General features: G+C 65.0%; 20 protein-coding genes. 5 read left to right on the forward strand and 15 right to left on the reverse strand.

Going from position 1 to position 26,557, the window contains the following annotated elements; genetic code table 11:
• Positions 1 to 168: 168 nt before the first annotated feature.
• From C0Z18_RS10295 to C0Z18_RS10305, 3 genes are all read right to left on the reverse strand, one after another.
• Positions 169 to 2,316, reverse strand: a complete 2,148-nt coding sequence (locus tag C0Z18_RS10295; RefSeq protein WP_102645314.1) for a TonB-dependent siderophore receptor — start codon at positions 2,314 to 2,316, stop codon at positions 169 to 171.
• 287 nt (positions 2,317 to 2,603) lie between these two features.
• The gene (locus C0Z18_RS10300) at positions 2,604 to 3,371 is read right to left on the reverse strand and encodes a tetratricopeptide repeat protein (RefSeq protein ID WP_102645315.1); all 768 of its coding nucleotides are present in this window, start codon (positions 3,369 to 3,371) and stop codon (positions 2,604 to 2,606) included.
• Between the two features lie 211 nt (positions 3,372 to 3,582).
• Entirely contained in the window at positions 3,583 to 4,830 is a 1,248-nt protein-coding gene (locus C0Z18_RS10305; protein WP_102645316.1) for an MFS transporter, read from the reverse strand.
• 107 nt (positions 4,831 to 4,937) lie between these two features.
• Here C0Z18_RS10305 and C0Z18_RS10310 point away from each other — a divergent pair, with 107 nt between their 5' ends.
• Positions 4,938 to 5,828: a LysR substrate-binding domain-containing protein gene (locus C0Z18_RS10310; RefSeq protein ID WP_102645317.1), complete on the forward strand. Its 891-nt coding sequence runs from the start codon at positions 4,938 to 4,940 to the stop codon at positions 5,826 to 5,828.
• 238 nt (positions 5,829 to 6,066) lie between these two features.
• The gene (gene fliD / locus C0Z18_RS10315) at positions 6,067 to 7,494 is read left to right on the forward strand and encodes a flagellar filament capping protein FliD (RefSeq protein WP_102645318.1); all 1,428 of its coding nucleotides are present in this window, start codon (positions 6,067 to 6,069) and stop codon (positions 7,492 to 7,494) included.
• Between the two features lie 24 nt (positions 7,495 to 7,518).
• On the opposite strand, the gene C0Z18_RS10320 is transcribed toward fliD, so the two are convergent.
• The 7 genes from C0Z18_RS10320 to C0Z18_RS10350 form a co-directional block, all read right to left on the reverse strand.
• Positions 7,519 to 8,220, reverse strand: a complete 702-nt coding sequence (locus tag C0Z18_RS10320; protein ID WP_102645475.1) for an OmpA family protein — start codon at positions 8,218 to 8,220, stop codon at positions 7,519 to 7,521.
• A 39-nt stretch (positions 8,221 to 8,259) separates the two neighbouring features.
• The gene (locus C0Z18_RS10325; RefSeq protein WP_102645319.1) at positions 8,260 to 9,024 is read right to left on the reverse strand and encodes a flagellar motor protein; all 765 of its coding nucleotides are present in this window, start codon (positions 9,022 to 9,024) and stop codon (positions 8,260 to 8,262) included.
• 92 nt (positions 9,025 to 9,116) lie between these two features.
• Complete coding sequence (locus C0Z18_RS10330; protein WP_102645320.1) at positions 9,117 to 10,352, reverse strand: Crp/Fnr family transcriptional regulator; 1,236 nt, start codon at positions 10,350 to 10,352, stop codon at positions 9,117 to 9,119.
• Between the two features lie 241 nt (positions 10,353 to 10,593).
• Complete coding sequence (locus tag C0Z18_RS10335; protein WP_102645476.1) at positions 10,594 to 11,118, reverse strand: DUF6496 domain-containing protein; 525 nt, start codon at positions 11,116 to 11,118, stop codon at positions 10,594 to 10,596.
• 176 nt (positions 11,119 to 11,294) lie between these two features.
• Positions 11,295 to 11,693, reverse strand: coding sequence for a 2-oxoglutarate dehydrogenase (locus C0Z18_RS10340; protein WP_102645321.1), 399 nt, complete (start codon positions 11,691 to 11,693; stop codon positions 11,295 to 11,297).
• A 47-nt stretch (positions 11,694 to 11,740) separates the two neighbouring features.
• A complete protein-coding gene (locus C0Z18_RS10345; protein ID WP_102645322.1) occupies positions 11,741 to 13,585 on the reverse strand; it encodes a S10 family serine carboxypeptidase-like protein in 1,845 nt (614 codons plus the stop codon).
• 585 nt (positions 13,586 to 14,170) lie between these two features.
• A complete protein-coding gene (locus C0Z18_RS10350) occupies positions 14,171 to 14,494 on the reverse strand; it encodes a thioredoxin family protein (protein ID WP_102645323.1) in 324 nt (107 codons plus the stop codon).
• 172 nt (positions 14,495 to 14,666) lie between these two features.
• Here C0Z18_RS10350 and C0Z18_RS10355 point away from each other — a divergent pair, with 172 nt between their 5' ends.
• The 3 genes from C0Z18_RS10355 to C0Z18_RS32925 all read left to right on the forward strand — a co-directional run bounded on the left by C0Z18_RS10355 (position 14,667) and on the right by C0Z18_RS32925 (position 15,908).
• On the forward strand, positions 14,667 to 15,437 hold the full coding sequence (locus tag C0Z18_RS10355) for an SDR family NAD(P)-dependent oxidoreductase (protein ID WP_102645324.1): 771 nt from the start codon (positions 14,667 to 14,669) through the stop codon (positions 15,435 to 15,437).
• A 115-nt stretch (positions 15,438 to 15,552) separates the two neighbouring features.
• Positions 15,553 to 15,714 (forward strand): hypothetical protein, encoded by a 162-nt coding sequence (locus C0Z18_RS32920; protein ID WP_158244216.1) that lies wholly within the window; start codon positions 15,553 to 15,555, stop codon positions 15,712 to 15,714.
• Between the two features lie 41 nt (positions 15,715 to 15,755).
• The gene (locus tag C0Z18_RS32925) at positions 15,756 to 15,908 is read left to right on the forward strand and encodes a hypothetical protein (RefSeq protein WP_158244217.1); all 153 of its coding nucleotides are present in this window, start codon (positions 15,756 to 15,758) and stop codon (positions 15,906 to 15,908) included.
• A 24-nt stretch (positions 15,909 to 15,932) separates the two neighbouring features.
• On the opposite strand, the gene C0Z18_RS10365 is transcribed toward C0Z18_RS32925, so the two are convergent.
• The 5 genes from C0Z18_RS10365 to C0Z18_RS10385 all read right to left on the reverse strand — a co-directional run bounded on the left by C0Z18_RS10365 (position 15,933) and on the right by C0Z18_RS10385 (position 26,555).
• A complete protein-coding gene (locus tag C0Z18_RS10365; RefSeq protein WP_102645326.1) occupies positions 15,933 to 16,901 on the reverse strand; it encodes a GNAT family N-acetyltransferase in 969 nt (322 codons plus the stop codon).
• A 17-nt stretch (positions 16,902 to 16,918) separates the two neighbouring features.
• Entirely contained in the window at positions 16,919 to 19,147 is a 2,229-nt protein-coding gene (locus C0Z18_RS10370; RefSeq protein WP_102645327.1) for a TonB-dependent siderophore receptor, read from the reverse strand.
• Between the two features lie 62 nt (positions 19,148 to 19,209).
• Entirely contained in the window at positions 19,210 to 20,628 is a 1,419-nt protein-coding gene (locus tag C0Z18_RS10375; protein ID WP_102645328.1) for a lysine N(6)-hydroxylase/L-ornithine N(5)-oxygenase family protein, read from the reverse strand.
• Positions 20,629 to 20,658: 30 nt separating this feature from the next.
• Positions 20,659 to 21,726 carry a GNAT family N-acetyltransferase gene (locus tag C0Z18_RS10380; RefSeq protein WP_233217263.1) on the reverse strand — a complete coding sequence of 356 codons (1,068 nt, stop codon included), beginning with the start codon at positions 21,724 to 21,726 and terminating at the stop codon, positions 20,659 to 20,661.
• Positions 21,723 to 26,555: a non-ribosomal peptide synthetase gene (locus tag C0Z18_RS10385; RefSeq protein ID WP_158244218.1), complete on the reverse strand. Its 4,833-nt coding sequence runs from the start codon at positions 26,553 to 26,555 to the stop codon at positions 21,723 to 21,725. Before C0Z18_RS10385 ends, C0Z18_RS10380 begins: the two co-directional genes overlap by 4 nt.
• Positions 26,556 to 26,557 lie beyond the last annotated feature (2 nt).

Here is a 26,557-nt window from a genome sequence, read left to right on the forward strand (position 1 = left end):
GCCCCTGGACAGATGGGAGGCGGACACGCGGGGTTTCCCACCGGCGGCGCAAGCGAATAAACCGGCTGCGCGCTCCATGCGAGTTCGTTACCCGCGAAGTCCCGCGGCAACGTCGTGCCTACGGCCCTTGCCGGTACGCTTGACGATGCCGCCTCACCAATCGTCGCCTCACCAATCGTATTTCGCGCTCGCCAGCACGGTTCGCTCGTTGCCGAATGCACAGACCGAATACGACTGGCAACCGCTAATGAAACGGCGGTCGAACAGGTTCTCCACGTTGAGCGAGAAGCGCCAAGCGCGCGTCTGGTAGCGCAACGCCGCGTCGTAGAGCGTATAGCTCGGAACGGTCAGCGAGTTATCGGGCGCACCGGCCGACGCACTCTGGTAGCGAACCCCGCCGCCGATTCCGAAGCCCGCGAGCACGCCCGTGTGCCATGTCCAATCGGCCCACAGCGAGGCCATCTGACGCGGACGCGGGACATCCACCGGCCAATGGTTCAGCGACGCGTCGTTCGCTTTGACGTTCTTCACATCCTGATAGACATACGAAGCGACCACGGAAAACTCGCGCGTCACATTGCCGACCGCGCTCACCTCGATACCGCGTGAGCGCACCTGGCCGGTCTGCACGGAAGACATGCCGGTCGGATCGAGCGAGATCGGCGCCGGCGTCACCACGTTCGTTTGATCGATCCGGTAAGCAGCCGCGCTCAGCATCAGGTTCTTGCCATGCGGCTGCCAACGCAGCCCCGCCTCTATCTGCCTGCCACGCGTGGGCCGCGGCAACCCGCCGTCGAACATCCTCACACCGATGATCGGATCGAACGACGTCGAGTAGCCGAGATACGGCGAGAGCCCGTACTCGCCCCGATACGTGAGCCCCACGCGAGCCGAAAACGCGCTGACGTCCTGGTCGCTACGCGTGCCGAACTCGAGATCGTCTTGGTGCAATCCAACCCGGTCCTCGCGGCCACCTACCGTAAGCGTCCATCGCTTCCATTCGATCTGGTCTTGCACGTAAGCGCCGAACGTATTCGTCGTCGTATACCGATCGGGATGACCGAGGGAAGTCGGACCCGAGAAGATCGCGTTCGTAACGGGCGTGTAGACCGGATCGTAAAGATTCAAGCTCGGCGCCAGCGCAACCCATTCACTATCGGTACTGGTCTGTCGGCTGTATTCGAGGCCGAACAAGATCGTATGCGCGAATGGCCCCGTAGCGAACCGCGCCTGTGCGCTGTTGTCGATGTCGAAGCGGCTGTAGTTCAGTTGGAACAGTCCCGCATAACGCGTGAGATTGGACGTGCTGCCCCGCGCGAAACCGGCGCCGAAGACCGCCGCGTCGTCGAGCGACACATGCATCCACCGTACGTTTTGGCGCAACGTCCAGATCGTATCGACGTTGTGCGAGAGCGCATAGCCGAGCGACCATTGCTTCTTCGCGTCGTGATTGAAGTTCGCCTCGCCCGTGTAGACGTCGTGAGCAAGCTGCCCATTCGGGTTCGGCAGCACGGTGCCCTGAGCGGGCAGAAAATTGTGCGACACGTCATTGCTGTCGCGCAGGTAAGCCGCGGTCAGCATCAGCGAGGTGTCCGCATCGGGGCGCCAGCGCAGCGACGGTGCAAACGCCACGCGCCGATCCGCGTGCGGGCCGCTCAGCGCATTGCCGTCGCGCGCGACACCGACGAAACGATAGGCATACCGGCCATCGGGATCGAGCTTGTCGCCGACATCGAACATCGTCTCCTTGCGCGCATCGTTGCCGATCCGCACGCCGGCCTCGCGCACACGCTCGCCGTCGGCCTGCTTCGTCCGCGCATCGACGATGGCCCCGGGGTCGCCCGCACCGTACAGCACGGACGTGGGTCCGCGCAGCACGGTGATGCCATCGACCATATACGGTTCGAGGCGCCAATCGGCGATGGCCGCCGTCTGGGGCGCCTGCAATCCGTCGATGAACAACGTGGGCGTAAAGCCCCTTAGCGCCGCGTACAAGTCGGAGCGATTGTCCGATCCATACGATCCGAAGCCCGGCAAGTAACGCAATGCCTGATTGAGGTCGGACGAGCCCGTCATCTCGATCTGCTGCGCGGTTACGACGTTGATCGTTTGGGGAATCTCGGCGATGCGAGTATCGGTTTTCGTGCCGGTGCTCGTGCGTCGACCGACCAGCCCGACCGACGCGCTATTCGCCGCGCCATTGACGGCGATCGCCGGCAGCGCGATGCCAGGCCCGAGTTCGACTTGTTCCGCAACACCCTGCGCTTGCCGCCCGGGTACCTGCGCACACGCATGTCCCGCCGCCGTTGCGCACAATAGCGCGGCGGCAGCAAATGCCGATTTATTACGTGTGCCGGATACAAGCCCCGATACGTTGCACCGAAAGTGTGAATACCGCTTATTCGGCTGCAAAAACGAGTGTTGCGGTTTTATGGGTTTCAATGAGGGCCGCGGCGATGTCGGATGCGTTGAGGAAAAATCGGCGCAATCCTAACAGCCCCACCACTCGGCGGGCAGGCTGCGGGACAACGCCGGCGCGCAAACACGCGCTGACCCTATATCGACACACTACGTCACCGACTTGAGGCCGGAAGCGGCCCCGCTCAACGCCCCGCCAACGACGCCCGCCCCGATTGCGCGCGCGCCAGCCATTCGCGGTTGTGCTCGCGGGCGTAGCGCGGCCAATGCTGCCCGTCTCGCAAGATCTCCTCGTATAGCGCCGCCGCGCGCGTGCGGTCCGCCTGCGAGGGCTGCGCCGCGAGCCAATCCGCGAACAAGCAGCGCGGCGCCGCGTCGCTCGCGCACGCCAACGCTGCCTCGAATGCCGCGCGCGTACCGGGCGCGCCCAGCGCCGCCTGCGACCGTGCGTGGAGCAAAGCGGGTTGCGCTTGATTGCGCATCGACGGATCGACCGCGAAAAGGCGTGTCAGCGTGGCATCGGCGTCCGCATACCGCTCCAACGCGAATTGCGCGCGCGCCAAGCCGAGCAACAGCGCGGGATCGTCCGCGAAGGGGCCGTTCGCGGCGGCCTGGTAATGCTCGATCGCCCCGGGTGCATCGCCCGCCTCCAGTAAGGCGGCGCCGAGCCGCATGCGGCTCGCCACGGTGGGTGCGCGATCGAATTGCGCGCGCGCCTCACGCACGGCGCGATTGGGATCGACGAACTGCGTGATCGCCCGCGTAGCGACATAGGCGCCGCGCGATTGGCGCAGACTCGGCAGATAGACTGCGAAAAGGTAGACGAGGCTTCCGAGCATCGGGAAGGCGAACAGCATGAACAGCCAATAGATGTTCTGCCGATGGCGGACGGCATGCACCGCGAAATAGATCGCGACGATGACGTGAAGACCGATTCCAAAAAAATAAGGCATGTGCGTTCGTTCGACTCTCGATTCGGAGGCCGCCGCAATAGGTGCGTCGTCCGCCTCCGACACTGTGGCTCGGGCCCCTTAAGCCACACTTAAGGGATGTCCGGTGGCGAAGCGTGGGCCGTAGGCTAGCACGCCCACGTTCACCGTCGAACTCGAGCCTCAAGGCTTGCGAACGATTCACGATGCCCGATCGCGCCGCGCGATCGGCCGCCTACGCGTTCGCATCCGCCGCCGCGGCTGCTCGCCTCCGCCGAGCCGGTGCGAAGTACCACAGCGCCGCCGCGGCTTGCAGTGCGATCAACACCGCCCAAACCGTAACGTGGGCAGCCGGCGAATAATGTGTGCCCTGCATCGGCCAGCGGCCAAGCGCAGCGCCGATCGCGACTTGCAGCGCGAAGATCGCCACGAAAATCACGAGCGTGAACGTGGTGTTCACGCGCCCGAGCAATCGAGCCGGAAAGTGCCCGGCCAAGACGGCATAGGTCAAGATACCCGTACCGCCCAGCGCACCGTACGCGGCCCAAAGCACGCTTTGAGGAAGCGGTAAGCGCGCGGCAATCATCGCTTGAACGACTACGAAGAGCATCATCGTCACGCCGGAAGACAGATACACGCTCACCCCTCGCCGCTCCAATACCCGGGCCAATGCGCCGAACCCCAGATTGCCCGCGATGAACGCGGCACCCAATATCGACACGAGCGTGGCCGCGCGCGCGGCGGCGCCGCTCATCCCCGACAGCGCCACGTCACGCATGAACGCGCCGACCCAAAGCGACTGCATCGCATAAAACACGCTCTGCGTGATGCCGGAAAACGCGGCCAGCTTCCAGAACGCGCCGCTCGTCAGCACGTGCCAGGTTCCTTTGAGTTGCTCGAGCATCCCCGCGTTCGAACGCGTTTCGGACTTCGAAGGCGCACCGAACCAAATCGCCGCCGCCGCCGCGGCCGTGAGCGCGGCCAGGCCCATGCCGACACTGCGCCAACTCGCGATCGACAACAGCCAAGAGAGCGGAGTGCCCACGACGACGCCGCCGAGTCCCCCCGTCGCCATCACGATGCCGTTCACGAAGGTAAGGCGCCCAACGTCGAAATGCTGAGCGGTCGCCTTGAACGCGCCGCCGAGACAGGCCGATACGCCTACGCCGATCAGCAAGCGCCCGGCCATCATCGCGCCCAGCCCATGAGCCAGGCTGAACGTCAGCGCCCCGGCTGCCGCGATCAGCATCGCGCAGGCGGTCACGCGTCGCGGACCGAAGCGGTCCAGCATCACGCCGACGGGAATCTGCGCACCGGCGAAACCGAGGAAGTACAGGCTCGTCAACGTTCCCAGATCGGCGGGCGACACACCCAGATCGCGAATGATGAACGGCGCGAATCCGAGATTCACGCCTCGAAACAGGTACGAGACGAAATACCCGAGCGAAAAGACGGCCAGTAGCCTTGATTGAATGGAAGTCATTGCAAGCGCGCTGTCTCGGGAATGGTCATTGGGCTCCATTATTCGTGACTGCCCGAGGATGCGCCATTGAGAGATTTTGCAGTCCACTGTGAGTAGAATTCATCGGCATGAGCACGCCCCTTCCTCCCCTGCAAGCCCTACGCGCCCTCGAAGCGGCCGCGCGCCGGCGTAGCTTCAGCCGCGCCGCGGAGGAATTGCATTTGACGCATAGCGCCATCAGCCATCATTTGCGGGCGCTAGAGCAATCGCTCGGCGTCGAGCTTTTCCGCCGCGCGGGCACACGCATGATTCCCACCGCGGCCGGCGCTCGCCTAGCCGAGCGAGTGCGAGCCAACCTCGATGACCTGCGCGAGGCGCTCGACGCGACCCGCCGCGGCGCGCAAGGCGCGAACGGCGTGACGAGACTCGAACTCAGTGCGATGTCGGACTTTTTGTCGGTTTGGCTCATCCCACGGCTGGGCGATTTTTACGATCGGCATCCGCTCATCGACCTCTCGCTGCGCATGCACGCGGATATCGCGCCGCCGGATCCCTACTCCGTCGATATCGGCATATGGCACCGCCGCGTCGACGAACCGGGCTTCGAGATCCGCAAGCTGCTGGACGATCAGGTCATCGCCGTATGCAGCCCCTCGCTGCTCGCGCGTTTCCCGAACTTCAAGATCGAAGATCTGCCGAGGATGCCGCTTTTGCACTTCTCGCGCCGGTCGTGGCGCGACTTTTTCGAGGCCGCGGGCTTGCGCGAAAGCGAGCCGGACCGGGGCCCCGTATTCGACGACGCGGGCATGTTGCTGCAGGCGACCTTGAGCGGACAGGGCGCGGCGACGGCACGGCTGCAGCTCGCGCAAGCGTACTTGGCGCGCGGAGAACTCGTTCAGCTCGGGCACGTGCGCATTCCGGCGTCGCTCGATTACTTTTTCACCTGGCGAGCAGGCCATCCGCGCGAAGCGGCGATCGAGGCGTTTTATCGCTGGCTCAAAGACAAGCTCGCTAGTTGATGGATCGTTGAGCGCATCGTCATGCAGGGCGCATTCCGGCCGCGTTTCGATGCACGGCGTGCGCCGGTAATGACGGGCGAAACAGATGCGCCAGTGAGATCGGCATCCGCCTCGAGGGCGCGCGGGACGCATCACCGGCCAGATACGTTACGATGTATTTCCAAATATTACGACGTCAGATTACAATCAGCCTTCGAAGGAAAACAACAAAACAACCAAGTCACGCACGGAGCCTTGCATGAGTTCGGTTTCTTTACCGGCGGGTAACTCGAGTACGCAGCCCTCACCCATTCAACAAGCGGCACAATCCATCCTCAGCGGCGCAACGGGTTCGACGCTCGACGTCAACACGCTGGTCGCCGCGCTCGTCACGGGAAATACGGCCGGCCGCGCATCGGCGATCGCGCGGCAGCAACAAAGCGATAACGCCGTGCTCTCCTCCCTCAGCACGGTCAAGTCGGCGCTGTCGGCGCTGAAAACGTCGCTCGAGGGGCTCGCCGACGGCAGCATCTTTTCGCAGTTCGCGGCCAGCGCAACGGGCAAGGGTATCGTTGCGACGACCTCGACGGGCGCCGCGGCGGGGTCCTATTCGGTCTACGTCGAACAACTCGCGAGCGCGAACCAGATCTCGTCCAAGCCGTTCGCGCACGATACGGCGCTCGGCAGCGGCACGCTCACGATCGCCGTCGGCGACGCAACGATGTCGATCGATCTCGATGCGAAGAACAACACGCTCACCGGCATTGCGGCGGCCATCAACGGTTCGGCGCACAATCCCGGCGTAACGGCCGCCGTCGTCAAAGGGAGCGACGGCGAACACCTCGTGCTCACATCGAAGCAAACGGGCGCCGCCAACACGGTGTCGGTGTCCGGTACCAACGGTCTGGACGCGGGACTCGCAACGGCCAATTTCAAGCAGGTCACCGCCGCGCAAGACGCCAAACTCACGGTCAGCGGCAATCCCGTCACGAGCGCGAGCAACGTCGTCAAAGACGCGCTGAACAATGTCACGCTCGCACTGAGCCCGGCCGCCGTCGGCACTACGCAAACCGTCGCGATCGAAGCCGATCCATCGGCGATCGGCAAGGCCGTGCAAAACTTCGCCAATGCCTACAACGCTTGGGTCGGCACGCATAGACAGCTTTCGGCCTTCGATCCGGCCACTCGGCAAGCCGGCCCGCTGCTCGGCGACTCGATGCTCAATTCGGCGGTCAACGGATTGAGCCGGATTCTGGCGAGCGGCGTCACGGTGGATGGCAAGACCTACAGCCTCGGCCAAATCGGTCTCGATTTGAAGCACGACGGCACGCTCGATTTTTCGGCGTCGAAGCTGCAAGCGGCGCTCGCGTCGAATCCGGCGTCGGTATCGTCGGTGTTCAACGGCAAGAACGGCATCGGTCAGCAGTTGGACAAGGTGCTTGGCGAGTACACGCTGACCACCGTCGGGCAGATGGATAAGCGCACCGCTTCGATCAATGAGGAATTGAAATCCCTCACGAAGCAACAAGGCGAGCTGGCGACGTATCAACAGACGCTCACGGCCCAGTACAACGCGCAGTTCACCGCGCTGAACCGGTTGCTCACGACGATCAACAACAGCAAGACCTATCTGAACGCGCTATTCGGCGGCAACGGCGCCGCGGGTACCTTGAACAAGCGCGGTTGAGCGGTACGCGCGGCTAGCCGCGCGTTACTCCTGAACGAGGATCGTCACCCGGCGGTTGGCCGCGCGGGCGGCCGCGTCCTCGCCCAGCACGAGCGGCACGTTGTCCGCCCGGCCGATCGCGGCCAGCCGATGCGGGCCAATGCCCTGATCGACGAAGAAGCGGACCACGGCGCCCGCTCGCGCGGCCGACAGTTCCCAATTGGACGCGTATTGCGCGTTGGAGATCGGGATGCTGTCGCTATGGCCTTCGACCAAAATATTCTTCGCCGAGTGCGTGGCCAGCACTTTCGCCACGCGCTCGAGCACGCCGATCGAATCGGGCAGCAAGCGCGCATCGCCCGAATTGAACAGGATCTTCGCGTTGATCGCGATTTCCAGCCCCTGCGGCGACTGCGCCACGGTGATCGCATGTTCGTCGGTCAGCGGCCTGAGCAGCGCCACGAGCGCGGCCTGAGCGGCCGTCCGGCGTGCATCGGTCACGGCCTTGCTCGCGTTCGTTTCGGCCTGTGCCCGCGTGCTCGCGACCTGCGCTTCCAACGCCTTCGTCTGCAAATCGCGGTCTTTCGCGAGTTCGAGCACGTACAGCGCGAGAAAAAACACCATCAGCGTGGTGATCAGATCCGCGTATGAAATGAGCCAGCGCTCGGAATGCTCCTCGGCTGCGTCGTGCGTGTCGTAGCCCGCCTCGCTCGCACCGGCGCGCTTGCCGTCCGTGAACGTACTCATCGGCATTCGCTCCAATCAGTGTGTGGCATCGCGGACCGGTCAGGCCAGCGACTCGGCCGCGCGCTCGCGCACCTCGGCGGCGAGTCGCGTCTCGATCGTTTGCGGCGACTCCTTGCGCGATATCGCGAGCAAACCGTCCATGTAGAGCCGGCGGAAACGCAGCTCGCTATCGACCTGCGCCTTGATCTTGCCGTAGAGCGGTAGAAAAACGAGGTTGGCCAGCGCGAGGCCGTAGAGTGTCGCCGTAAAGGCCGTGGCGATGCCGCTGCCCAGTTGCGCCGGCTCCAGCACGTGACCGGTGACATGGATCAAGCCGAGCACCGCGCCTAGAATCCCGAACGTCGGCGCATAGCCGCCGGCCTGCTGCCAAATCCGCGCCGCGGCCATTCGATTGCGCTCGTAGGCCGCGATCTCCCGGTGCAGCGAATCTTCGAGCACGGCCGTCGACACGCCGTTCGCGAGCAACTCCAAGCCGCGCTTGGCGAATGCGTTGATGCCCGTGACATCGATCGATTCGAACGCGAGCATGCCATTGAGCTTGGCCTGGTCGCCCCATTCGAGCAGCATCGACAAACTATCGCGATCGACTTGCCGCGCCTTCATGAAGGCCAAATGCAATTGCTTGATGCCGTCGAAAAAGCGCGACCACGTGTTTTGAATCATCACGGCGCTCAACGTGCCGCCCAGCACGATGACGAACGCTTCGCCTTGAATCAATGTCGAAAAATGCCCGCCTTCGAGCCAAAAGCCCACGCCGATGGCCGTCGCACCGAATAGCGCGCCGATGACGGTTAGCAGATCCATGAGTGATCTCCGAACGATTTCCGTTTGCTGCGCGGTCTTGGCTTACCGCATTCTCGCGAGGCCGGCCCGCTTGGGCCGCCCCGCGGCTCGCGTCACGCTTCGCGGGTCATACGAGCGGGCTCGCGGCCGCTCGCTGCCTTCAAATCGCGAATCGCTTGGAGGAAGCGCTGCTCGATGTCTTCCACTTCGGCTTGGTCGAGCTTCAGATCGCGCCGCATGACCCACGACACTTCGTTCTTGCGTGCCTCGGTCATGACCGAGAACAGTTTGTCGACGATGGTGTGGTCGCCCGACGACGCGGCAAGCTTGGCCAGATCGTAGGTATCGGTTGCGCTGACCGCGTCGAACAACGTGCGGTGATCGACGAACTCGATATCCTCGAGCGACTTGACGTCCCCGCTGCCGCGCGCGCGTTTGGCGAAGTAGCTCACGCCCTTTTCCTCGACGTAATGCAGCACCTTCGTCTTGCGGAAAGCGAACACGTCTTCGGCGATCTCGTCGTGCGAGAGTTTGTTCAGCAGCATTTTGCGTTCGACGCCGATCAGCGCTTCGAGATCGGCAAGCTCGATCAGCTCGAGCTCACTGTTGATCGCGATGTCCAGATCTTGATCGGCGACTTGTTGCGCCCGCTCGGTGATTCGCGCGGGATCGAAGGTCACCACTTGACGATTCGCAGCCGCATCGCCGCCCCCGCGCGAATTGCCGCTCAGATGCTCCGCGCGCCCCGTCCCGAGCGAAACGAGATTCAGTTTTTCCATCCGGCCGAGCATCGTCATGACATGCGGGCGCGAATGGCCGGCGATCGCACGGCACTTCTTGATGACCTCGGGCAGCGGCACCGCCACTTCTTCGGCCCCGCCGCGGCGCATGCGTCCGTCCATCGAATCGGCGTTGTCCACGTTCGCCATCAAGGCCAGCACGTGCGCGTACGACACCACGCCCGGCAAGAAATCGGCATGCGTGTACGTAGCCAGCAGATCGTCCTTTTTACGGCTGCGGCGGATGGTCGTGCGCACGATGTGGCGCAATAGCGGCGAGGCGCGCTCGAGTTCTTGTTCGACCATGCTCGCGTGCACGACGGTCAGTTGGCAAAACGCCAACGCCTTGGCCGTGTGCGCACGCGGTTCGGCTTGAAGCAGCACCGCCTCGCCGAAAAACTCGCCCTTGCCGATCGTCGCGAGCACGACCTTTTTGTCGTCGCAGCGCGTCGACAACTCGATCTTGCCCTCATTGATGACGTAGAGGACGGCCTCCCCGGCGTAACCTTCGGAGTAGATGACTTCGCCGGGCGCGGCCGTACGCGTCCAGGAGGTTCGTTGCTGAGTCAAGGTACATTCCCCGTAGCGATTTTTATTTGCTCTCGGCCCGCGTTAAGCAACGGGCGAGACAGCGAGCCACATTGATTCGGCTCATGTGCACGTTTACGACCCGTCAGATAGTTTTCTTTAGATTCCGACGCCGAATTGCGTCATGTTTTTGGATCAGGTAAACGCGCATCGACGCCACCCACCCGCCGGTGCAACGATCCGACGGATGGGCGCGCGAGCTTGGGACGGCGCGTCGGTGATGTCAGTGATGTGCGTGCGCACGCGCGGCGCGCGTGCGGGCGGCTTTTTTCGCGGCAGCCGAGCGCGCGGCGGCGCCCTTCGTTTGCGCCGCCTTTTTTGCCGCGGCCGAACGGCTCGCGGCCGGACGTTTCGCCGCGGCCGACTTCGCCTGCTTCGACACCGCCTCATGCGACGCACCGCGGCGGCTTTCGCGTTGCAGTACGGCCGTGGTGGTGCGCGAGCGCTTCGCTCGCGTTTCCTTGCTCGGAGACGATCCGGCCTTGCCCTGCCCCGCGGCCGTGTCTTTCCGCGCCTTCTTGCGCGTGGCTTCGCTTGCCGCCCCCTTCTTCGGCGGCTTTAGATCGACGCCGGCTCGCCGGGCCTTGGACAGCCCGATCGCCACCGCCTGTTTCGCGGATCGCACGCCGTGCTTACCTGCGCGGACGTGCTCCATTTCCTCTTTGACGAATTCGCCCGCCTGTGTCGACGGGGCCTTGCCGGCTCGCTTGTCCGCTTGAGCGCGCGCGAGCGTTTTACGTTCTGGCATGGGGACCTCCAATGCAAAGGTGGCTCGGAGCAGGCCGGTGGCCTGCTTGTCCATCCGATGCACGCAATACGCATGCCCATCGCGCTCGGCGCGGGCCTTTTGGTGGGCCGATAAAAGCGCTGCCCGCGCACGAAGATCGCGCGCGGGCAGCGATGACGACCGGCGGTGCGGTCCCGCTACTGCTGACGTTGACGCTGTTGCAGGTACTGCTTCACGTCGCTCATCGTCACGCGTCCGCTATGGCTCGTGTCGATCTCGTTGAAGTGGTTGGCGATATAGCCGAGCCCGTTGGCTTGCGCCTGCGACTTCGTAATCGCCGCTCCGTTGCTGAGCACCGTGTTCGCGCCCAGGCGCGCGTCGAGCCGCGCTTGAGCCTGCTGCTGCAGATCGCTGCCCGTCGAGGGCATCACCGCCGCGGCGCGTTTGCTCGGGAAATACGGGCCGTCCACGCCGCTGCCGCGGTGCGGCAGATGCACGGGCGCCACCGACTGCAGCGTCGCTGCGTGCGCCGCGCCGGCCAGCACGCCGAGCGCGATCCAAGGGGTAAGGCGTCTTAGCATATCGATAGGTGACATGTTCCGCTCACAAGTAAAAGGTAGCCGAAGTCACTAGCATTCGCCAGTTACCGAGTCGTGGTTTGCGCCGCCGCCAGCGTCGGCGTACCGGCCGGGCTTTCGTCTTGCCACGGCGGCGGCAGCATCCACAAGCCGAGCGCGGTGGGCGCCTGGCGGCCGGCATAGAAGTCGCGCAGATCCGACTTCATTTTCGGACGCGCATGATCGTCGAGGTAGATCATGTGGCCGCCCGGATAGAACGTCACCTGCAGATTCGGATTGAGCCCTTGCACGGTCTGCAAACGCGCGAGCTGTTTCTCCGTACTGAAGAACGGCGTGGCCAGATCGTGGTATCCGTTCAGTGCAAGCACCTTCAACTGCGGATTGAGCTCGATCGCCGCCAACAAATCGGGAATCGTATCGGGCAGCGGCTGGCCGTCATGCGAAAAGTCCCAAACGTTGATGATGTTGTCGTTGAGCGGCAAGTACGTCGCGTTCGGCGCCGAGTAACCGAGGTAAGTCGGCATCTGCACCGCGAGGGCCGACGTGAACGGCTGCGAGATGAGAATGTCCGACGGATCGCCGTCCGTTTGCAGCCTCGGATCGGAGTTCGGCAGCGAGACGCGGCCGTCGTAGCGGCCGATCGTCGTTCCCGGCAACAGCGCGATGTTGAAGTAGTTCGTGCTGAAATAGCCGCTCAACGCTTGCATGGACAAACCCGACGCCCACGTCCACGAAGCGAGCGTCGGCGCGCTCGGGAGCACCGGCGGGCCGAGGAAATCGGGCACGCCCAACTGGCTCAGCACCCACGACTGCGCGTAGTTCTTGAACGCTTGATAGTGTGTCGAGGCGAACAGCTCCGACTGGAACGCGAAGAGCGCCGGGTCGGGCTGGATACTCGGCATCGCCAGTTGATCGAAGTACGCCGCCACCGCCGCGTAGCCCGGATAGTAGCCGCTCAACGTATCCGTATCGAGTTTGAGCGCGTCCATGTCGATCGTATTGCCGCTCAGAATCGCCACGGCTTCGACCGCATCGGCGAAGTAGTTCAGAATCGACGATTGCAGCATGATCCCCGCCAACGGAACGCCGGCCGATTCGAGCGAGAGCGCGAGCATATCGGTGCGCGGCGTGCCGTACGATTCGCCGTACAAGTACAGCGGCGCGTTCGTACGATGGTTCACGGCAATGTAGCGGCGGATGAAGTCGCGCATGACGCCGACGTCGGGATCGCTGCCCCAGAATTTTTGGTTCTTGTTCGGCGCGATCGCCTCCGACAAACCGGTGCCCGGCGGATCGATGAAGACCATGTCGGTCGTGTCGATCAAGCTCTGCGCGTTATCGACGAGCGGGAAATTCGGCCAATTGGTCATCAACGGGTCGGGCGTGGCCACGCGCGTGGGCGCGAACGAGCCGAGCCGCAGCCAAATCGACGACGAGCCGGGGCCGCCGTTATAGAAGAACGTCACGGGCCGCGGCTTGCCGTCCTTGCTCGGCGCCGTGTAAGCCACGTACGACATCGTCGCTTCGGCATTGCCGCCGAGATCGGACGCGGTGAGGTGGCCGGTCGTCGTGGTGTAGTAGACGGTCTTTTTGCCCGACGTCCACGTGTGATGCATGACGGCCGCTTTTTCCGACACCTGCGTGGGATCGAGGCTATCGTTCGCATTGCCCGAATAGGCGACCGGATCCGTATAGGGCTGGTCGGTCGAGCAGTTTTGCATTGGTTGATCTTGCGCGTTCGCGATGGGCGACGCTTGCGCCGCGGCCTGCTGCGCGTTCGCGCTCGTCACGGCCCCGGAGCCGCCGTCCGAGCCGCCGCAACCGGCCAGCGTCAGCACCGCCGCCGCGATCGCGCCGAGCCATACTCCACCGCGCGCATGACGCGGGGTACCACTCCTGTCTCGCTTCATCATTGTTGTCCTTGGTAGTTGAGTTGCCGTTTCTCGGTGACCGCGCCATGGCTGGCCCGCCGTTTTGCGGCGCGCAAAGCACGGCAACGGTCGACATTCAGCCCTCTTCTCGATCACGACCAAGAGCCTGACTATCGAACCGCACGAAATAATTACCGCGTGAAACGCACTGCCTATGGAGCTTTTTTACTGCCGGATTTCGGAGGGTAATTCGAATAAAAATACGCCGATGACATCGGCGCTAAGAAACTATTCTCGAATATTTAGATTGTCAAGGCGCGACGCACGAAGCACGGCGATGCGCCTGGGCGAGGCTATGTAGGTGCTACGCGTCGCAGCGGGAACTTTTTTTATTTTTTTGCGCATCTTCCGGCGCGATCGCATCGCATCGAATCAGTAAGCAAATTGTCAATTTAAAATATAAAGATCGTTCTATCCGATTTACCGGTTAATTCGCAATGAATTGCAGGCGGTGGTGTGGATTCCATAAAATCGCGCCGCCCAAATCCAAGGGAAAATGCGGAGCCGCCGGGGCACGGCGATTGCGCAGTGCGTTCATCGGCAGTGCGGCGTGGCCGCTCGAGGTTATAAAAGCGCAGCCACGCCTGCTTCCAAATCGCGCGCGTCGCTCGGACGCACGACGCGCGCGACCTCTACGCCGTCGCGCAAAAAGATCAGCGTCGGCCACAGTTTGACTTTGAACGAGCGGCCGAGCGCTCGCCCGGGGCCGTCCTCGATCTTGATATGACTGAGTTGCGGAGCGCGCCCGAGCGCGGCGGCGATGTGGCGCTGCGCGCCCTGGCAGTAGCCGCACCAATCCGTGCCGAACTCGAGCACCGCCGCCCCTTTGAGGGCATCCACCTCGGCGCGCGTGGGCGCCGTCTTCGCGTAACCGTTCTCTTGCGTCATGACCGTTCGCCTCCCACCATCCGAAGCCCGGCACGCCGTCCACCGAACCCTCGGCACGTGAGGCGCGCATTGATCCCATCGAGCGAGCAGGCATTGTGCCCCACCGGGCGGCACGGCGCTTGCGCCTTTGCCGGGACGTGTCAATCGCCCATTTTATGCATCGGAGCTCTCGATGAAATTGAAAGACAAACGCGCGCTCGTGACGGGCGCCGATTCCGGCATCGGACAAGCGATCGCCGAATGCTTCGCCCAACAAGGCGCCGACGTCGCCATCGTCTATCACACCGATCGCGAGGGCGCGGAGCACACGCGCCGTCGCGTCGAAGCCGCGGGCCGCCGCGGCCTCGTCATGCAGGGCGACGTCGGAGACCCGGCGAGCGTCCAGCGCACATTCGGCCAAGCCGTGCGCGAACTCGGCGGCCTCGACATTCTCGTCAACAACGCGGGCGTCGGCGCGAGCTCGAAGCCGGTGGCCGAAATCGAAGACGCCGAACTCGAACGTGTGTTGCGCACGGATTTGATGGGCCCGCTCTTTTGCTGCCGTGCCTTCATACGATTGCGCAAGCAGTGCGGCGGCGGCGGACGCATCGTCAATATTTCGTCGGTCGCCCAACATCTACCGACCCCGGGCAGCGCGCCCTACGGCATGGCCAAGGCCGGTGTCGGCTCGCTGACGCGCAGCCTGTCGCGCGAAGTGGCCGAAGACAAGATCAACGTCAACAACATCGCCCCCGGCCTCATTCAAACGCCGATGACGCAAAGCCGTCTCGACGACCCCGGAAAACGCGACAAGTCGTTTTCGGTCATTCCGTGGCATCGCGCGGGACAGCCCGATGAGATCGCCCGCGTCGCGCTGTTTCTCGCGTCCGACGACGGCGACTACGTGACGGGGCAAACGTGGACGATCGACGGCGGCCTCAGCATGCAATGGGGCGGCGCGTAAGCATGCCGTGCGGGGGCACGCGCGATGCTCCACCGAGGACGGACTCGTCGCGCTCCCGCGGCGGGAGCGATCGAATTCCGACTGCGCGATCGACGTCACCGCGAGCAATGGTTGCGTGGGACTCGCGGGACATGTGCTCGCGGCCGAACATACGCCGCTCGTGCAGACCATCAGTGCGATTTCGGGCGTCGCCGAAATCGACGACCAACTGGTCGTCCACGATCGGCCCGGCAATATTCCCGAACTGCAAGGCGGGGGCGTGCACGGCCACCTTTGAATCCGAACCTCGGTTCCACTTTGCCCCACGAGGAGTGCCTCATGCGCATCGATGCCAGCGATCCCATCACCACGCCGATCCCCGACCAGCCGGTCGTCCCCGATGCGCCGAGCCCCGGCACGCCCGACGACGTGCCGGACATCGGCACGCCCGAGCCCGAACCCGATCGACAGCCAGGCCGGACCGGCGATTGACGCGCCGCGGCGCACCGCCGGCGGTCAGGGCCCGTGGTGCGTGAAAAACGTGTCGCGTTCGAGCACGACGAGCGCGGCACGCTTGTGCGGGAAATCGAACTCCTTGAGCGTGTAGGCGCCCAGCCGGTGCATATAGGCGATATTGCGGGTGTTGTCGATGCGCGGCTCGCCGACGACACGCTGCGTGCGCGGATCGTCGAGGAACATGTAGTGCAAGACGCTGTTGAACCACGCGTGCAGCTTGCCGGGGCCGTGCGCATCGCGTTCGCCGACCAGCAAGTGCAGCCCGCGGTCGAAGTCGTGCGCATCGTAGAACGGCGCGATGCGATCCTCCTTCGCCCAATACACCTCGAAATACGCAAACGGCCGATCGTCGAAGCAGCCGATGAGCGGATGCACGTGCGGATCGGCGCATTGTGCTTCGAGGTAAGCCGCGTGCTCCTCGCGCGTGCCGCGTAAATCCCAGAACCGGGCCACGCGGTCCGAGTTCATCCAGCGATGGAATCGCTCGGTGTCTTCGCCCACGTCCACCGAGCGCAGCGTGAACGTCGAGTCGAGCGCCGGGAGGTAGCGCCGATAGACGACACCCGCGGGCTTGGGCGGCCGCGCCGGATGGCGACGCGCGCCGTTCACGACATAGCGGATGGGGGCACCGCCCGAGGACGGCGCCACCAGCCACGGCGACGGATGCTGCCAGAACGTAGCGCGCGAGGTGTGGACGAACAACGTGTCGCCGTCGCGCGTCACGCGATCGGCCACCCCGCCGCGCACGGCCCGTATCGCGAACGACGAAATCCGGGCGCCCGAACCGGCGGGAGGACTCACCGCGGGACACGGCAACGCGATCGTCGCCGTCGTGCGATCGCGCTCGGCGCCGAACCACTCGGCCAAGCTCGGCAACAGCGCGGCCGGGTCGTCGGATGCCGGGTACGGTAAGCGGATCGCCGTTTCTCGCGCGCGAACGGTATCGAGCAATACTGGCGCCTCGTTCATCGAATATCCTCCGCTCGTCACCAGTCGTAGCGCGCCGTCGCGACAACGGTCCGGCCGTTGCCGTAAAAGCACGCGGCATCGCTTTGGCACCCTGTCACATAACGCCGGTTGAAAAGATTCGTCGCATTGACCGAAAGGCGCCAATTTCGGACGTCGTAATGAATCGCGGCGTCGAACAAGGCATAAGCCGGTACTTCCAGCGCATTGTCGAATCCGCCCGCGGCCGCGCTCGTGTAGCGCACGCCGGCGCCCAGCCCCAACCCGGCCAGCGGCCCCGTGTGCCAAGTCCAATCGCCCCATAACGAAGCCGTTTCGCGCGGCAGCGGAATCGCGACGGGCCATTTGTCCAACGAGGCATCGTTCGCTTCGACGTTCTTCACGTCTTGGTAGGCGTATGCCGCGGCCACCGTCAAATCGCGCGTCACGTTGCCCACGGCACTCAGTTCGACCCCGCGCGAACGCACGCGGCCGGTCTGCACGCTGTTCACGTGCGTCGGATCGTTCGGGTCCGGGGTGAGGACGTTGGTTTGGTCGATCTGGTAGATCGCCGCCGTCATCATCAGGTTCTTGCCCGTGGGCTTCCAGCGCAGGCCCGCCTCGATCTGCTTGCCGCGCGTGGGCGCGAACGGCGTACCGCCCGCCGTCACGCCGATAACGGGATTGAACGAGGTCGCATAGCTCACGTAGGGCGACAAGCCGTAGTCGCCGAGATAGACGAGGCCCACGCGGCCCGAGAACGCGGTGTTGCGCTGGCTCTGAACGGTGCCCGCGACGACGTTTTGCGTGCGCGTGCGGCTGATGTCCTCGCGCCCGCCGATCGTGGCAACCACCCGCGGCGTCAGCTTGATCTGGTCTTGCGCGTATAACCCGATGGAATCGAGCGTCGTGCGCACATCGGTCGGCCCGAACGACGCCGGTCCCGAGAAAATCGCCGTCGTCACCGGCGTATACACCGGGTTGTACAGATTCAGGCTGGGCGCCAACGCCGCCTGTTCGCTGTCGGTGGACAACTGTCGGCTATAAGAGAGCCCGAACAGCACGGTATGTTCGATCGAACCCGTGTGAAATTGCGCCTGCGCATCGTTTTCGATGTCGAGGCGCGTGTAGTTCGGCTGAAACAACCCGGCATAGCGCGTGAGCGTCGCTTGCGTCGGGTCGGACGTATCGAGCCCGCCCCCATAGACCGTCTCGTTGTTCAACGACAAATGCGCGTAGCGCACGTTTTGGCGCAGCGTCCAAACGGCATTCAGCCGCTTCTCGAACGCATAGCCGAGCGACCACTGCCGCTTGTCGTAGCGCGAGAACGACGGATCGCCCGTATAAAGACTGCGTGAAATCGGACCGTTGGGATTATTCAAAATCGTGCCCACGGCCGGTAAGAAGTTATCGGAAACATCGGTGCTGTCGTGCAGATAAGTCGCCGACAGCGTGAACGACGTATCCGCATCGGGGCTCCACTTAACCGACGGGGCGAGCATGAGGCGTTGATCGGCATTCGGGCCGGTGGGCATGTTCCCGTCGCGCCCCACGCCGACGAAACGGTACGTCAAGGTGCCGTCGCGGTTCAGCTTCCCGCCGAGATCGAGACCGATTTGCTTGCGCGCGTCGGTGCCTAGCTGCGCTTCGATCTCGTGGATAGGCTCGGCGGTGGGCTGCTTCGTTTGCACGTCGACGAGCGAGCCGGGATCGCCCTGGCCGTAAAGCACCGAGGTCGGCCCGCGCAGCACCGTCACGCTTTCGATTTGATACGGATCGATGCGCCATGCCGCTAGGTTGAGCGTCGAGGGGACGGCCAAACCATCCGTATAGACGTTCGGGGTGAAGCCGCGCAGGGCCGTATACCAATCGGAACGCGTGCTCGCGCCATACGACGAGAAGCCGGGCACGTAACGCAGCGCCTCGTTGACGGAAAGCGCGCCTTGCGCCTCGATTTGCGCCGCGGTCACGACATTCATCGTCTGCGGGATTTCCTCGAGCGGCGTGTCCGTTTTGGTGCCCGTGCTCGTGCGACGGGCGACGAAGCCGCGCACGCTGTCTTTCGCGCTCCCGCCCTGCACGCGCACGGTCGGCAAGACGCCACCCGCGGCAACGGCGCCCGAGCCGCTCGGCGCGGCTTGCACCGCCGCGCTTCCCTCACCTTCTCGCTGCGCGGACTGCGCATGCGCATAACCCTGCGCCCCGGCCCATAGCGCGGCACTCGCGGCCACCGCAATCGCTCGCCGTTCCTTGCCGTCAAACCACTCCATCGATGACTCCGTTTTTTTCACTGTTTCATGCCGCGCGGCACCCGCGCCGCGACGGCGGTCGATTACAGAGCGAAGGCCTCTCGGCTGTCGCTCGCCCCGGTATGCGCTTGCGCGCGAATGGCATCGTGCTTTCCGTTTCTTGCGATGGGCTGCAGCAGCGAGGCCGCGATCTCGTCCGCTCGGCAAGCGAGTACCGACAACAGCGTGTCGCTGAGCCCATGCGTGTCTTCGCAGCAGCCCTGCAGATAGATGCGCGGCTGGAAGTGTTCGCCCGTTTGCAATCGGTAATCGCGACCCACGTTGCAGTGCGCCGGCGACTCGCCGAGCGCATCGGTGATGCCCTCCAAGAGCTTCAAGTGCGCATCGCGCCGATACCCCGTCGCCAACACGACGCCATCGAAACGCTCGACCGAACGCTGCCCGTCCACGCCGGCGCGCACCAGCAATTCGATGGGGCCGCTCGTGTCGGCTGCAGTATCCGAACGAGCGGCCAAGCTCGAATCGATTCGCCGCGCCGAGTCGATCTGCGCATTCGCCAGCAACCGATGACGCGCGTCCGCCCGCACGCGTTGCAGATAGAAGAGTTCATAGATCGACTCGATCAACGGCCGATCGACCACCGAATAGTTCGTACTCCTGAAGGTTTCGAGCGTCGCGCGTCGAGCGTCGTCCGATTGCGCGTAGACCGTGTCCGTAAATGACGGATTGAAGATCTCGTTGACGAACGGACTATCGTCGGCCGGACGCAACGCGGGGCCGCGCATGATCAAAGTGGCGTCCACGTGCGCAAAGCGCCGCGTCAAATCGACGAACACCTCGGCCGCGCTCTGGCCGCCGCCCACGACGGCCACGCGTTTACGCGCCGAACCGTCGCCGACCACGCGTTCGATCGAGGACAGATAGGCCGATGAATGCACGAGCGCCGGATCGCGCCGCGACGCCAGCGCGGCGAACGGCGCGGGCACGGCCGGCGTCCCGCCGATTCCGACGGACAGCGCACGCGTGGCTCGCTCGCGCGACCGTCCGGAGGCATCGGTCGAGCGCACGCGTAAATGCGTCACGACACGCCGGTCGCGCGTATCGAACACGGGCTGGACCGAGGCGACGTCCTCTCCGTAGCCGACCAAGTCGTCGAAGCCGCGAGCGACCCAACGCAGGTAGTCGTGAAATTCGATCCGCGTGGGATAGAACTGCTTCAGATTGACGAAATCCTGCAAGCGTCCTTGTTCGAACAAGTAGTTGACGAACGTGAAGCGGCTCGTGGGATCGCGCAGCATCGCGAGATCCTTCAGAAATGAGATCTGCATGCGGCTATCGTCGAGCAGCATCCCGCGATGCCAGCCGAATTCATGCTGGCGCTCGAGAAAGGCAGTGCGCAACGTCCCCGCCGCATCGCTTTGCGCCAAGCGCACCGCCAACGCGAGATTGGAAGGACCGAAGCCGACGCCGATGAGGTCGTACGCATCGTCTCGTGTCGTCATGACGATTCTCCTAGTCGAAATGTTGTGTCGTCAGATGGACCGCGCGTCGAAAAACGACTCGCGGAGGGTGCGCATCAACAAGGCGCGCTTGTGCGGAAAATCGAACGGCCGCACCGCGGCGAACCCGTGCTCGCGCAAATACGCGATCATGCGAACGTTGTCGTGGCGCGGCTCGCATACCACCGCTTGTGTGCGCGGATCGTCGAGAAACAGGTAATGCACGAGCGAGGGCAGCCAAGCAGCCACGCACCGTGCGCCGCGCCAACGGGTCGCTCCAACCAGCATGTGCAGTCCGCGATCGTGTTCGCCCGGCTCGGCGAACGGCGAGATGCGGTCCTCCTTGGCCCAATACGCTTCGAAGTAGCCGAACGGCTCGTCGTCGAACGCGCCGATCAAGGGATGCACATGGGGCGACGTCAACTGCCGCTCGAGGTAGGCCCGATGAGCCTCGATCCCGCCCGCTTCCCCCCAGAAGACGTTCACGCGCGGCTCGTTCAGCCATCGATGCAGCAAGGGCAAGTCGGATTCGATCGATGCGGTTCTCAGCGTGAAACGATGGCCGAACGCGGGGATCTCGCGCGTATAGACGACGCCGTCCCGGTAAGGCGCGCGGCGCGGATGGCGGATACCGCCCGTCATCTCGTAGCTGAGCGCCGCCGGTGGCAACGGCGCCGCGCGCGTTAGCCACAGGTCGGGCTGCTGCGCCCATGCCTCGCGCAAGCACCAGCCGCCGGCGGTCAATACGCCGCAACGGCGCAACCAATCGGCGGCGTGCCGGCCCGCGCCTCCGGCGTGTCCGGCATCGAGACGAATCGCGCGGCCCGAACGATCGTCGGCGAATACAGCCGACAGCGCCGCCAGTACTGCCGCATGCCGCAACCGGCCGTGCGCCGCCGCGTCCCACGTCAGTCCGTATAGCCCGCGCGGCGGCTGCCACTGCGCGCGCAAAACGGGCGAATCTCCCCCTGCGCTTGCCACGCCCCCTCGGTTCACGGTGATCGTTTCACCCACGCATGAGACGCGAAGCTCGGGGATGCCCTCCATACCCGAATAGGCGATCGATAGATTCGTTTCGGACAACTGATCGTTCTCACTCATTGCTGTTCCACAAAGACCGAGGCCGCGCGCGACGCGGCGATGCCGCGCAATGCAACGCGCGCCGCCGGCGTGTTAGCCAATTGCTCGACCGCCTCGACATAGGTTTGCGCAAGACGCCGGGCGAAATCCGTATCGACTCGCTCATGAGCGAAGGAGAGCGCGCCGCGCAGTTCGCCGTTCGCTTCCTCGGCGATATCGAGTTCGAGCTCGAACAACATCCGGCGCCGGACGTCGTTGAACGAAGTCACGTGAAGGGCACCCCATCGGTTCGGTGCGGCTTCGGCGCGAACGTAGTTGAACAGCGCCGCCAGCAGTGGATGGCCGTCCCCGCGCTCGTCACGTTCGGCGCCCAGGACCTCAGTGAGCGGCGCCGCCAGATGGTCGTAAGCCGACAGCGTCGCATCGCGCACGGCCACCACCACGTCGAGCAACGTCGCATCCTCGGATAGGCGAGTGCGGACGATCAGCGTTTCGACGAACAAGCCCATGGCCGCTCGGTTCGCCGCATCGCGCTTCGATGCGAGTGCGCCAACGGGCTGGTCGAACACGGCTAGCTCGCGCGCCAAGGCGATATTGAGTGCCGCATGCATGAGCATCGGCAGCGTCGCTTGTGCGGCTTGCGCGCACGCTCGCGCCCGCTCGGCGAGCGCGCGGTCGAACCCGAACGCGATGCGCGTGGCGCCCCAACCCGCCGGCGTGGCCTCCGAGAGGCGCGCCGGCTTCGGCAGGCGCAGTGGCGCGGCGTCGAGCAATTGCTCGCGCCAATACGCTAGGTCGCGTTCGATCGTCGTCGGCGGAAAGGCTGGCGCGCGTGGCGCGGTCAGCCGCGAGCGCACCTGCGATGCGCCGGCGGCCGCATAACGCAGGTCCGCCCTACCCGTGTATGCCTCGCGCAGTCCGTCGAGCCAAAGCGCGATGGATCGACCGTCGGCCACGGCGTGATGGACGACGAGCGAGAGGACGTGATCGTCCTCGTCGAGACGCATGAGGCGCGCTCGCCAGAGCGGCGCGCCCGTCATCGCGAACGGGCGCAACGCGTCTTCGTCCGTCCGACGCCGCGCGCATGCCAGACGATCTTGCTCGGCCGTTTGCGCGCGCAGATCGTCGACGACGAGCTCGGCCGAGCCCGTGGCCGCGACGACCAACCGTGGCTGCTCTGCGGCGACGATGCCCGTTCGCAGGGCCGGTTGGGATCGCGCCATCGCCTCCAGCGCTCGCCGAAGCGCGCCGGTATCGAGCGGCCCGGTGAGTCGCATCGCGACGGCGATATGGTGCGATGGAGTCGTGGGCCCCGCCCGCCAGAGAAACCAAAGAGCCCGCTGCGCATGGGACAGGCGTCCGTGGGGCGCGAGTTCGCGGCTCGCATTACGCTCGGGCGAATCGAATTCGGCATTACGCGCCGGAGCCGTGTGCGCCGGTGCTTGCTCGACTCGCTGCGCGTAGGCCGCGAGCGCCGGTGCTTCGAACAGCGCGCGTACCGAAACATCGCGCCCTAGCCGCTCCGCCACGCGCGAGGCAATGGAAACGGCTTTCAGAGAATGGCCGCCGAGGGCGAAGAAGTCGTCGTTGCGACCGATTCGATCCACGCCGAGCACGTCGCGCCAGATTTGCGCGAGCGCCGTCTCGATGCCAGGCGCCGGCGTCTCGATGTGCCGCTCCGGCGCCGGCGGCGACGGCAGCGCGGCGCGGTCGATCTTGCCGTTGGGATTGCGCGGCAATCGCTCCAATACGACGATGCTCGACGGCACCATGTAATCGGGCACCAGGCCGCGCAGGTAGGCGCACAACGCTTCGCCATCGACCGGCGAAGGCATGCCGAGCGCCTCGACGTAAGCCACGAGCGTGGCGTCGCCGCCCGCCCCGCGCACGAGCGCCACGGCATCGCGCACGCTCGGATGTCCGATTAGCCTCGATTCGATCTCGCCGAGCTCGATACGCAAGCCGCGCAGTTTCACTTGATGATCGATGCGGCCGAGGAACTCGAAGACGCCGTCGCCGCGGCGAAGCACGAGGTCGCCCGTCCGGTACAAACGCGTGCCGGCCTCGCCGTAGGGATCGGGTACGAACCGCTCGGCGGTCAGCGCCGCGCGCGCGTGATAGCCGCGCGCGACGCCGAAACCGCCCAGATACAGCTCGCCGACGGCGCCGATCGGCAACGGCCGCATGCCCGCATCGAGCACGTGAGCCGTGCGCGCGCCGACGGGTGTGCCGACCGGGAGGTACGCCGAGGCTTGCGCGTGCGGCGCATCGTCGCCCCCTTCGATCATCCACAGCAACGGGGTGACCACGGTTTCGGTCGGGCCGTAGCCGTTGACGATACGCACGCCCGGAAAAGCCGCCCGCAGCGCGCGGCACGCTTGCAGCGAGGTCGCCTCCCCACCCACTGTCAACGAACGTAGCGACGCGGGCGCGCCATGGCGCGAGGCCCATTGCGCGAGCTGCAGCGCATAGCCGGGCGTGAAGGCGGCGACCGTGATCGATTCGCGCGCCATCGTTGCGAGCGTTTGCTGGGGGGACCACAGCCCGTCGTCGCTCAGCCGCACCTGCGCGCCCGCGGCGAGCGGACCCATCCAACATTCGTGCGCACCGTCGAAGTTGATCGAGGCGACATGCAAGACGCGATCGTCGTCGCGCATTCCGTAGCGTTCGGCGATCGCCTCGCAGTGCATCGCGATCGCGCCATGCTCGACCACGACGCCTTTGGGCGCACCGGTCGAGCCCGAGGTGTAGATGAGATACGCGGCTTGCCGCGGGTGCGGCATGGGATACGCGCCGGCGTGCGGATCAGGAGATAAGCCATCCGTTTCCAAATCATCGATCAGGCAAACGCGCATAGGCGGGCGCAACGGCAGCTTGTCCGCGTACGCGCGCTGCGTCACGACGACATCGATCCTAGCGTCGTCGATCACATAGGCCGTGCGTTCGATGGGATGTGACGGATCGAGCGGAACGAACGCCCCACCCGCCTTCAAGATCGCAAGCAGCGCGACGATCGTGTCGACCGATCTGCCGAGCGCGACGCCCACGCGCGCTTCCGCCCCCACGCCCGAACGCATCAGTTGGCGCGCAAGCGCGTCGGCGCGCGCCTCGAGCTCGGCGCGCGTCAAGCGCGTGACCGAGTCGGCGACGGCGCATGCATGCGGTTCGGCATCCGCGAGCGCGGCGATTCGAACGTGGATCGGCGTGAACGCCGAAGCGGGCGAGACGGCGCGTGCCGCGGCGGCGTTGGCCGAATCGATTTCGTGCCGGTCCTCGACAGTCAGCCATTCGATGTCGCCGATCGCCGCCTCGGGCGTCGCGAGCGCATGGGTCAACCAGTGCTCGTATCGGCCGGCGAAGCGCGTGACTGTCTTCGCGTCGAACAAGTCTTGCGCGTAGACGAAGGCCGCGTCGAAGGCGCCGTCCTCGCGGGCCTCGAAACCCATCGCCAGGTCGAACTTCGCGTAACACAGATCGGTAGGCAGCGGCGTTGCCCGCGCGCGGCCGAATCGAAGCAGCGGCTGCGCCACGCCATAGGTGGCCATGACTTGAAACAAAGGATGGTGGCTCGCTTGCCGGGCGGCACCCAATGCCTCGATGACCCGATCGAGCGGCACTTCTTCGTGCGATTGGGCATCGACGAGCGCGCGTTGAACCTGATCGACGAGCGCATCGAAACGGCCACGCGGTGATACGTCCGCCGGCACGACGACCGTGTTGACGAAGCAACCGATCAAGCCGGCTGTCTCCGCGCGGGTCCGGTTCGCGGCCGGCACGCCGATTTGGATGCGCCGCTCCCCGCTGGCGCGCGCAATCAGCGCGTGCAACGCCGCGAGCAACACCGCGAACGGCGTCGCACGCCGAGTGTGGGCGAAGGAAACTACCCTGCGGCCCAACGCCGCGTCGAGCACGAAATGATGGCGCGCGCCCCGCGCGCTGCGCTGTGCGGGGCGCGCGCGCATACCGGGCAAGGACAGCGCGCCGGCTGCCGCATCCAGGCTCCGGCGCCAAAACGCCAGTTGCCGCTCGCCCTCGCCGGCCTCGAGCCACTGCCGCTGCCACTGTGCGTAGTCCGCATACCCGATGGGCAATGGAGCGAGCGCGGGCGACGGCGATGATGGCGATGCATCGGCGCGCGCTGCCACGAACGCGTCGTAGCACGCCGACAACTCGCCGAGCATGACATCGATCGACCATCCGTCGGCGACGATGTGATGGATCGTCAAGACGAGCCAATGCTTGCTTGGTGCAAGCACGATCAAATGCGCGCGAAGCAGCGGAGCGCGGGCGAGATCGAACGCCTCGGCCTCTTCGAGCCGCGCGATATCGGCCGCGGCGGACTCGGCCGAGCGCGGCGCGCCCGGCTCGATAACTTCGCTGGCTTCGCTAACTTCGCTCACGTCGCTCATGCGCCACGGACACCGCGCACTCGCCATGACGTGCTGCTCCAACCCGCCGTCCGCCGACTCGACGAAAGCCGTGCGCAACGCCTCATGGCGTGCGACCAACGCATCGAACGCGCGCTGCAACGGCTCGTGCTCGAGTGCACCGTCCAGTCGCAGGCGCAACGTGATGTGATAGGCCGCCGGTTCGTCGATCAAGCGCGCGTGCAACCAGATGCGCGTCTGCGCAAACGACGCGCTCGATACCGGCGGCGCCGCCCCCGCTGGGATCGGCAGCAGGCGGAAGTCGATGCCCGCCTCGCCGAGCTTGCCGATGAAGCGCGCGCGCTGCGCGGCCGGCAGCCGAGCAAATCGTTCGGCCAGCGAGGAAAGGTCCGCGCTCGACGCCATCGGCCGAGGCGCGGTCGTATCGGCCGTATCGGCCGTATCGGTTGAAATCGAATTCATCG

The sequence above is a fragment of the Trinickia dabaoshanensis genome, from assembly GCF_002879885.1.
Classification (GTDB): Bacteria; Pseudomonadota; Gammaproteobacteria; order Burkholderiales; family Burkholderiaceae; genus Trinickia; species Trinickia dabaoshanensis.

Bases quoted from the DNA above. Each gene is read 5' to 3' on its own strand.
- C0Z18_RS10340 (WP_102645321.1), bottom strand. From the start codon at position 11,693: ATGTCACCTATCGATATGCTAAGACGCCTTACCCCTTGGATCGCGCTC.
- C0Z18_RS10335 (WP_102645476.1), bottom strand. From the start codon at position 11,118: ATGCCAGAACGTAAAACGCTCGCGCGCGCTCAAGCGGACAAGCGAGCC.
- C0Z18_RS10345 (WP_102645322.1), bottom strand. From the start codon at position 13,585: ATGAAGCGAGACAGGAGTGGTACCCCGCGTCATGCGCGCGGTGGAGTA.
- C0Z18_RS10380 (WP_233217263.1), bottom strand. From the start codon at position 21,726: ATGAGTGAGAACGATCAGTTGTCCGAAACGAATCTATCGATCGCCTAT.
- C0Z18_RS10375 (WP_102645328.1), bottom strand. From the start codon at position 20,628: ATGACGACACGAGACGATGCGTACGACCTCATCGGCGTCGGCTTCGGT.
- C0Z18_RS10305 (WP_102645316.1), bottom strand. From the start codon at position 4,830: ATGACTTCCATTCAATCAAGGCTACTGGCCGTCTTTTCGCTCGGGTAT.
- C0Z18_RS10325 (WP_102645319.1), bottom strand. From the start codon at position 9,024: ATGGATCTGCTAACCGTCATCGGCGCGCTATTCGGTGCGACGGCCATC.
- C0Z18_RS32925 (WP_158244217.1), top strand. From the start codon at position 15,756: ATGCGCATCGATGCCAGCGATCCCATCACCACGCCGATCCCCGACCAG.
- C0Z18_RS10385 (WP_158244218.1), bottom strand. From the start codon at position 26,555: ATGAATTCGATTTCAACCGATACGGCCGATACGGCCGATACGACCGCG.
- fliD (WP_102645318.1), top strand. From the start codon at position 6,067: ATGAGTTCGGTTTCTTTACCGGCGGGTAACTCGAGTACGCAGCCCTCA.
- C0Z18_RS10300 (WP_102645315.1), bottom strand. From the start codon at position 3,371: ATGCCTTATTTTTTTGGAATCGGTCTTCACGTCATCGTCGCGATCTAT.
- C0Z18_RS10310 (WP_102645317.1), top strand. From the start codon at position 4,938: ATGAGCACGCCCCTTCCTCCCCTGCAAGCCCTACGCGCCCTCGAAGCG.
- C0Z18_RS10365 (WP_102645326.1), bottom strand. From the start codon at position 16,901: ATGAACGAGGCGCCAGTATTGCTCGATACCGTTCGCGCGCGAGAAACG.
- C0Z18_RS10350 (WP_102645323.1), bottom strand. From the start codon at position 14,494: ATGACGCAAGAGAACGGTTACGCGAAGACGGCGCCCACGCGCGCCGAG.
- C0Z18_RS10370 (WP_102645327.1), bottom strand. From the start codon at position 19,147: ATGGAGTGGTTTGACGGCAAGGAACGGCGAGCGATTGCGGTGGCCGCG.
- C0Z18_RS10320 (WP_102645475.1), bottom strand. From the start codon at position 8,220: ATGAGTACGTTCACGGACGGCAAGCGCGCCGGTGCGAGCGAGGCGGGC.
- C0Z18_RS10355 (WP_102645324.1), top strand. From the start codon at position 14,667: ATGAAATTGAAAGACAAACGCGCGCTCGTGACGGGCGCCGATTCCGGC.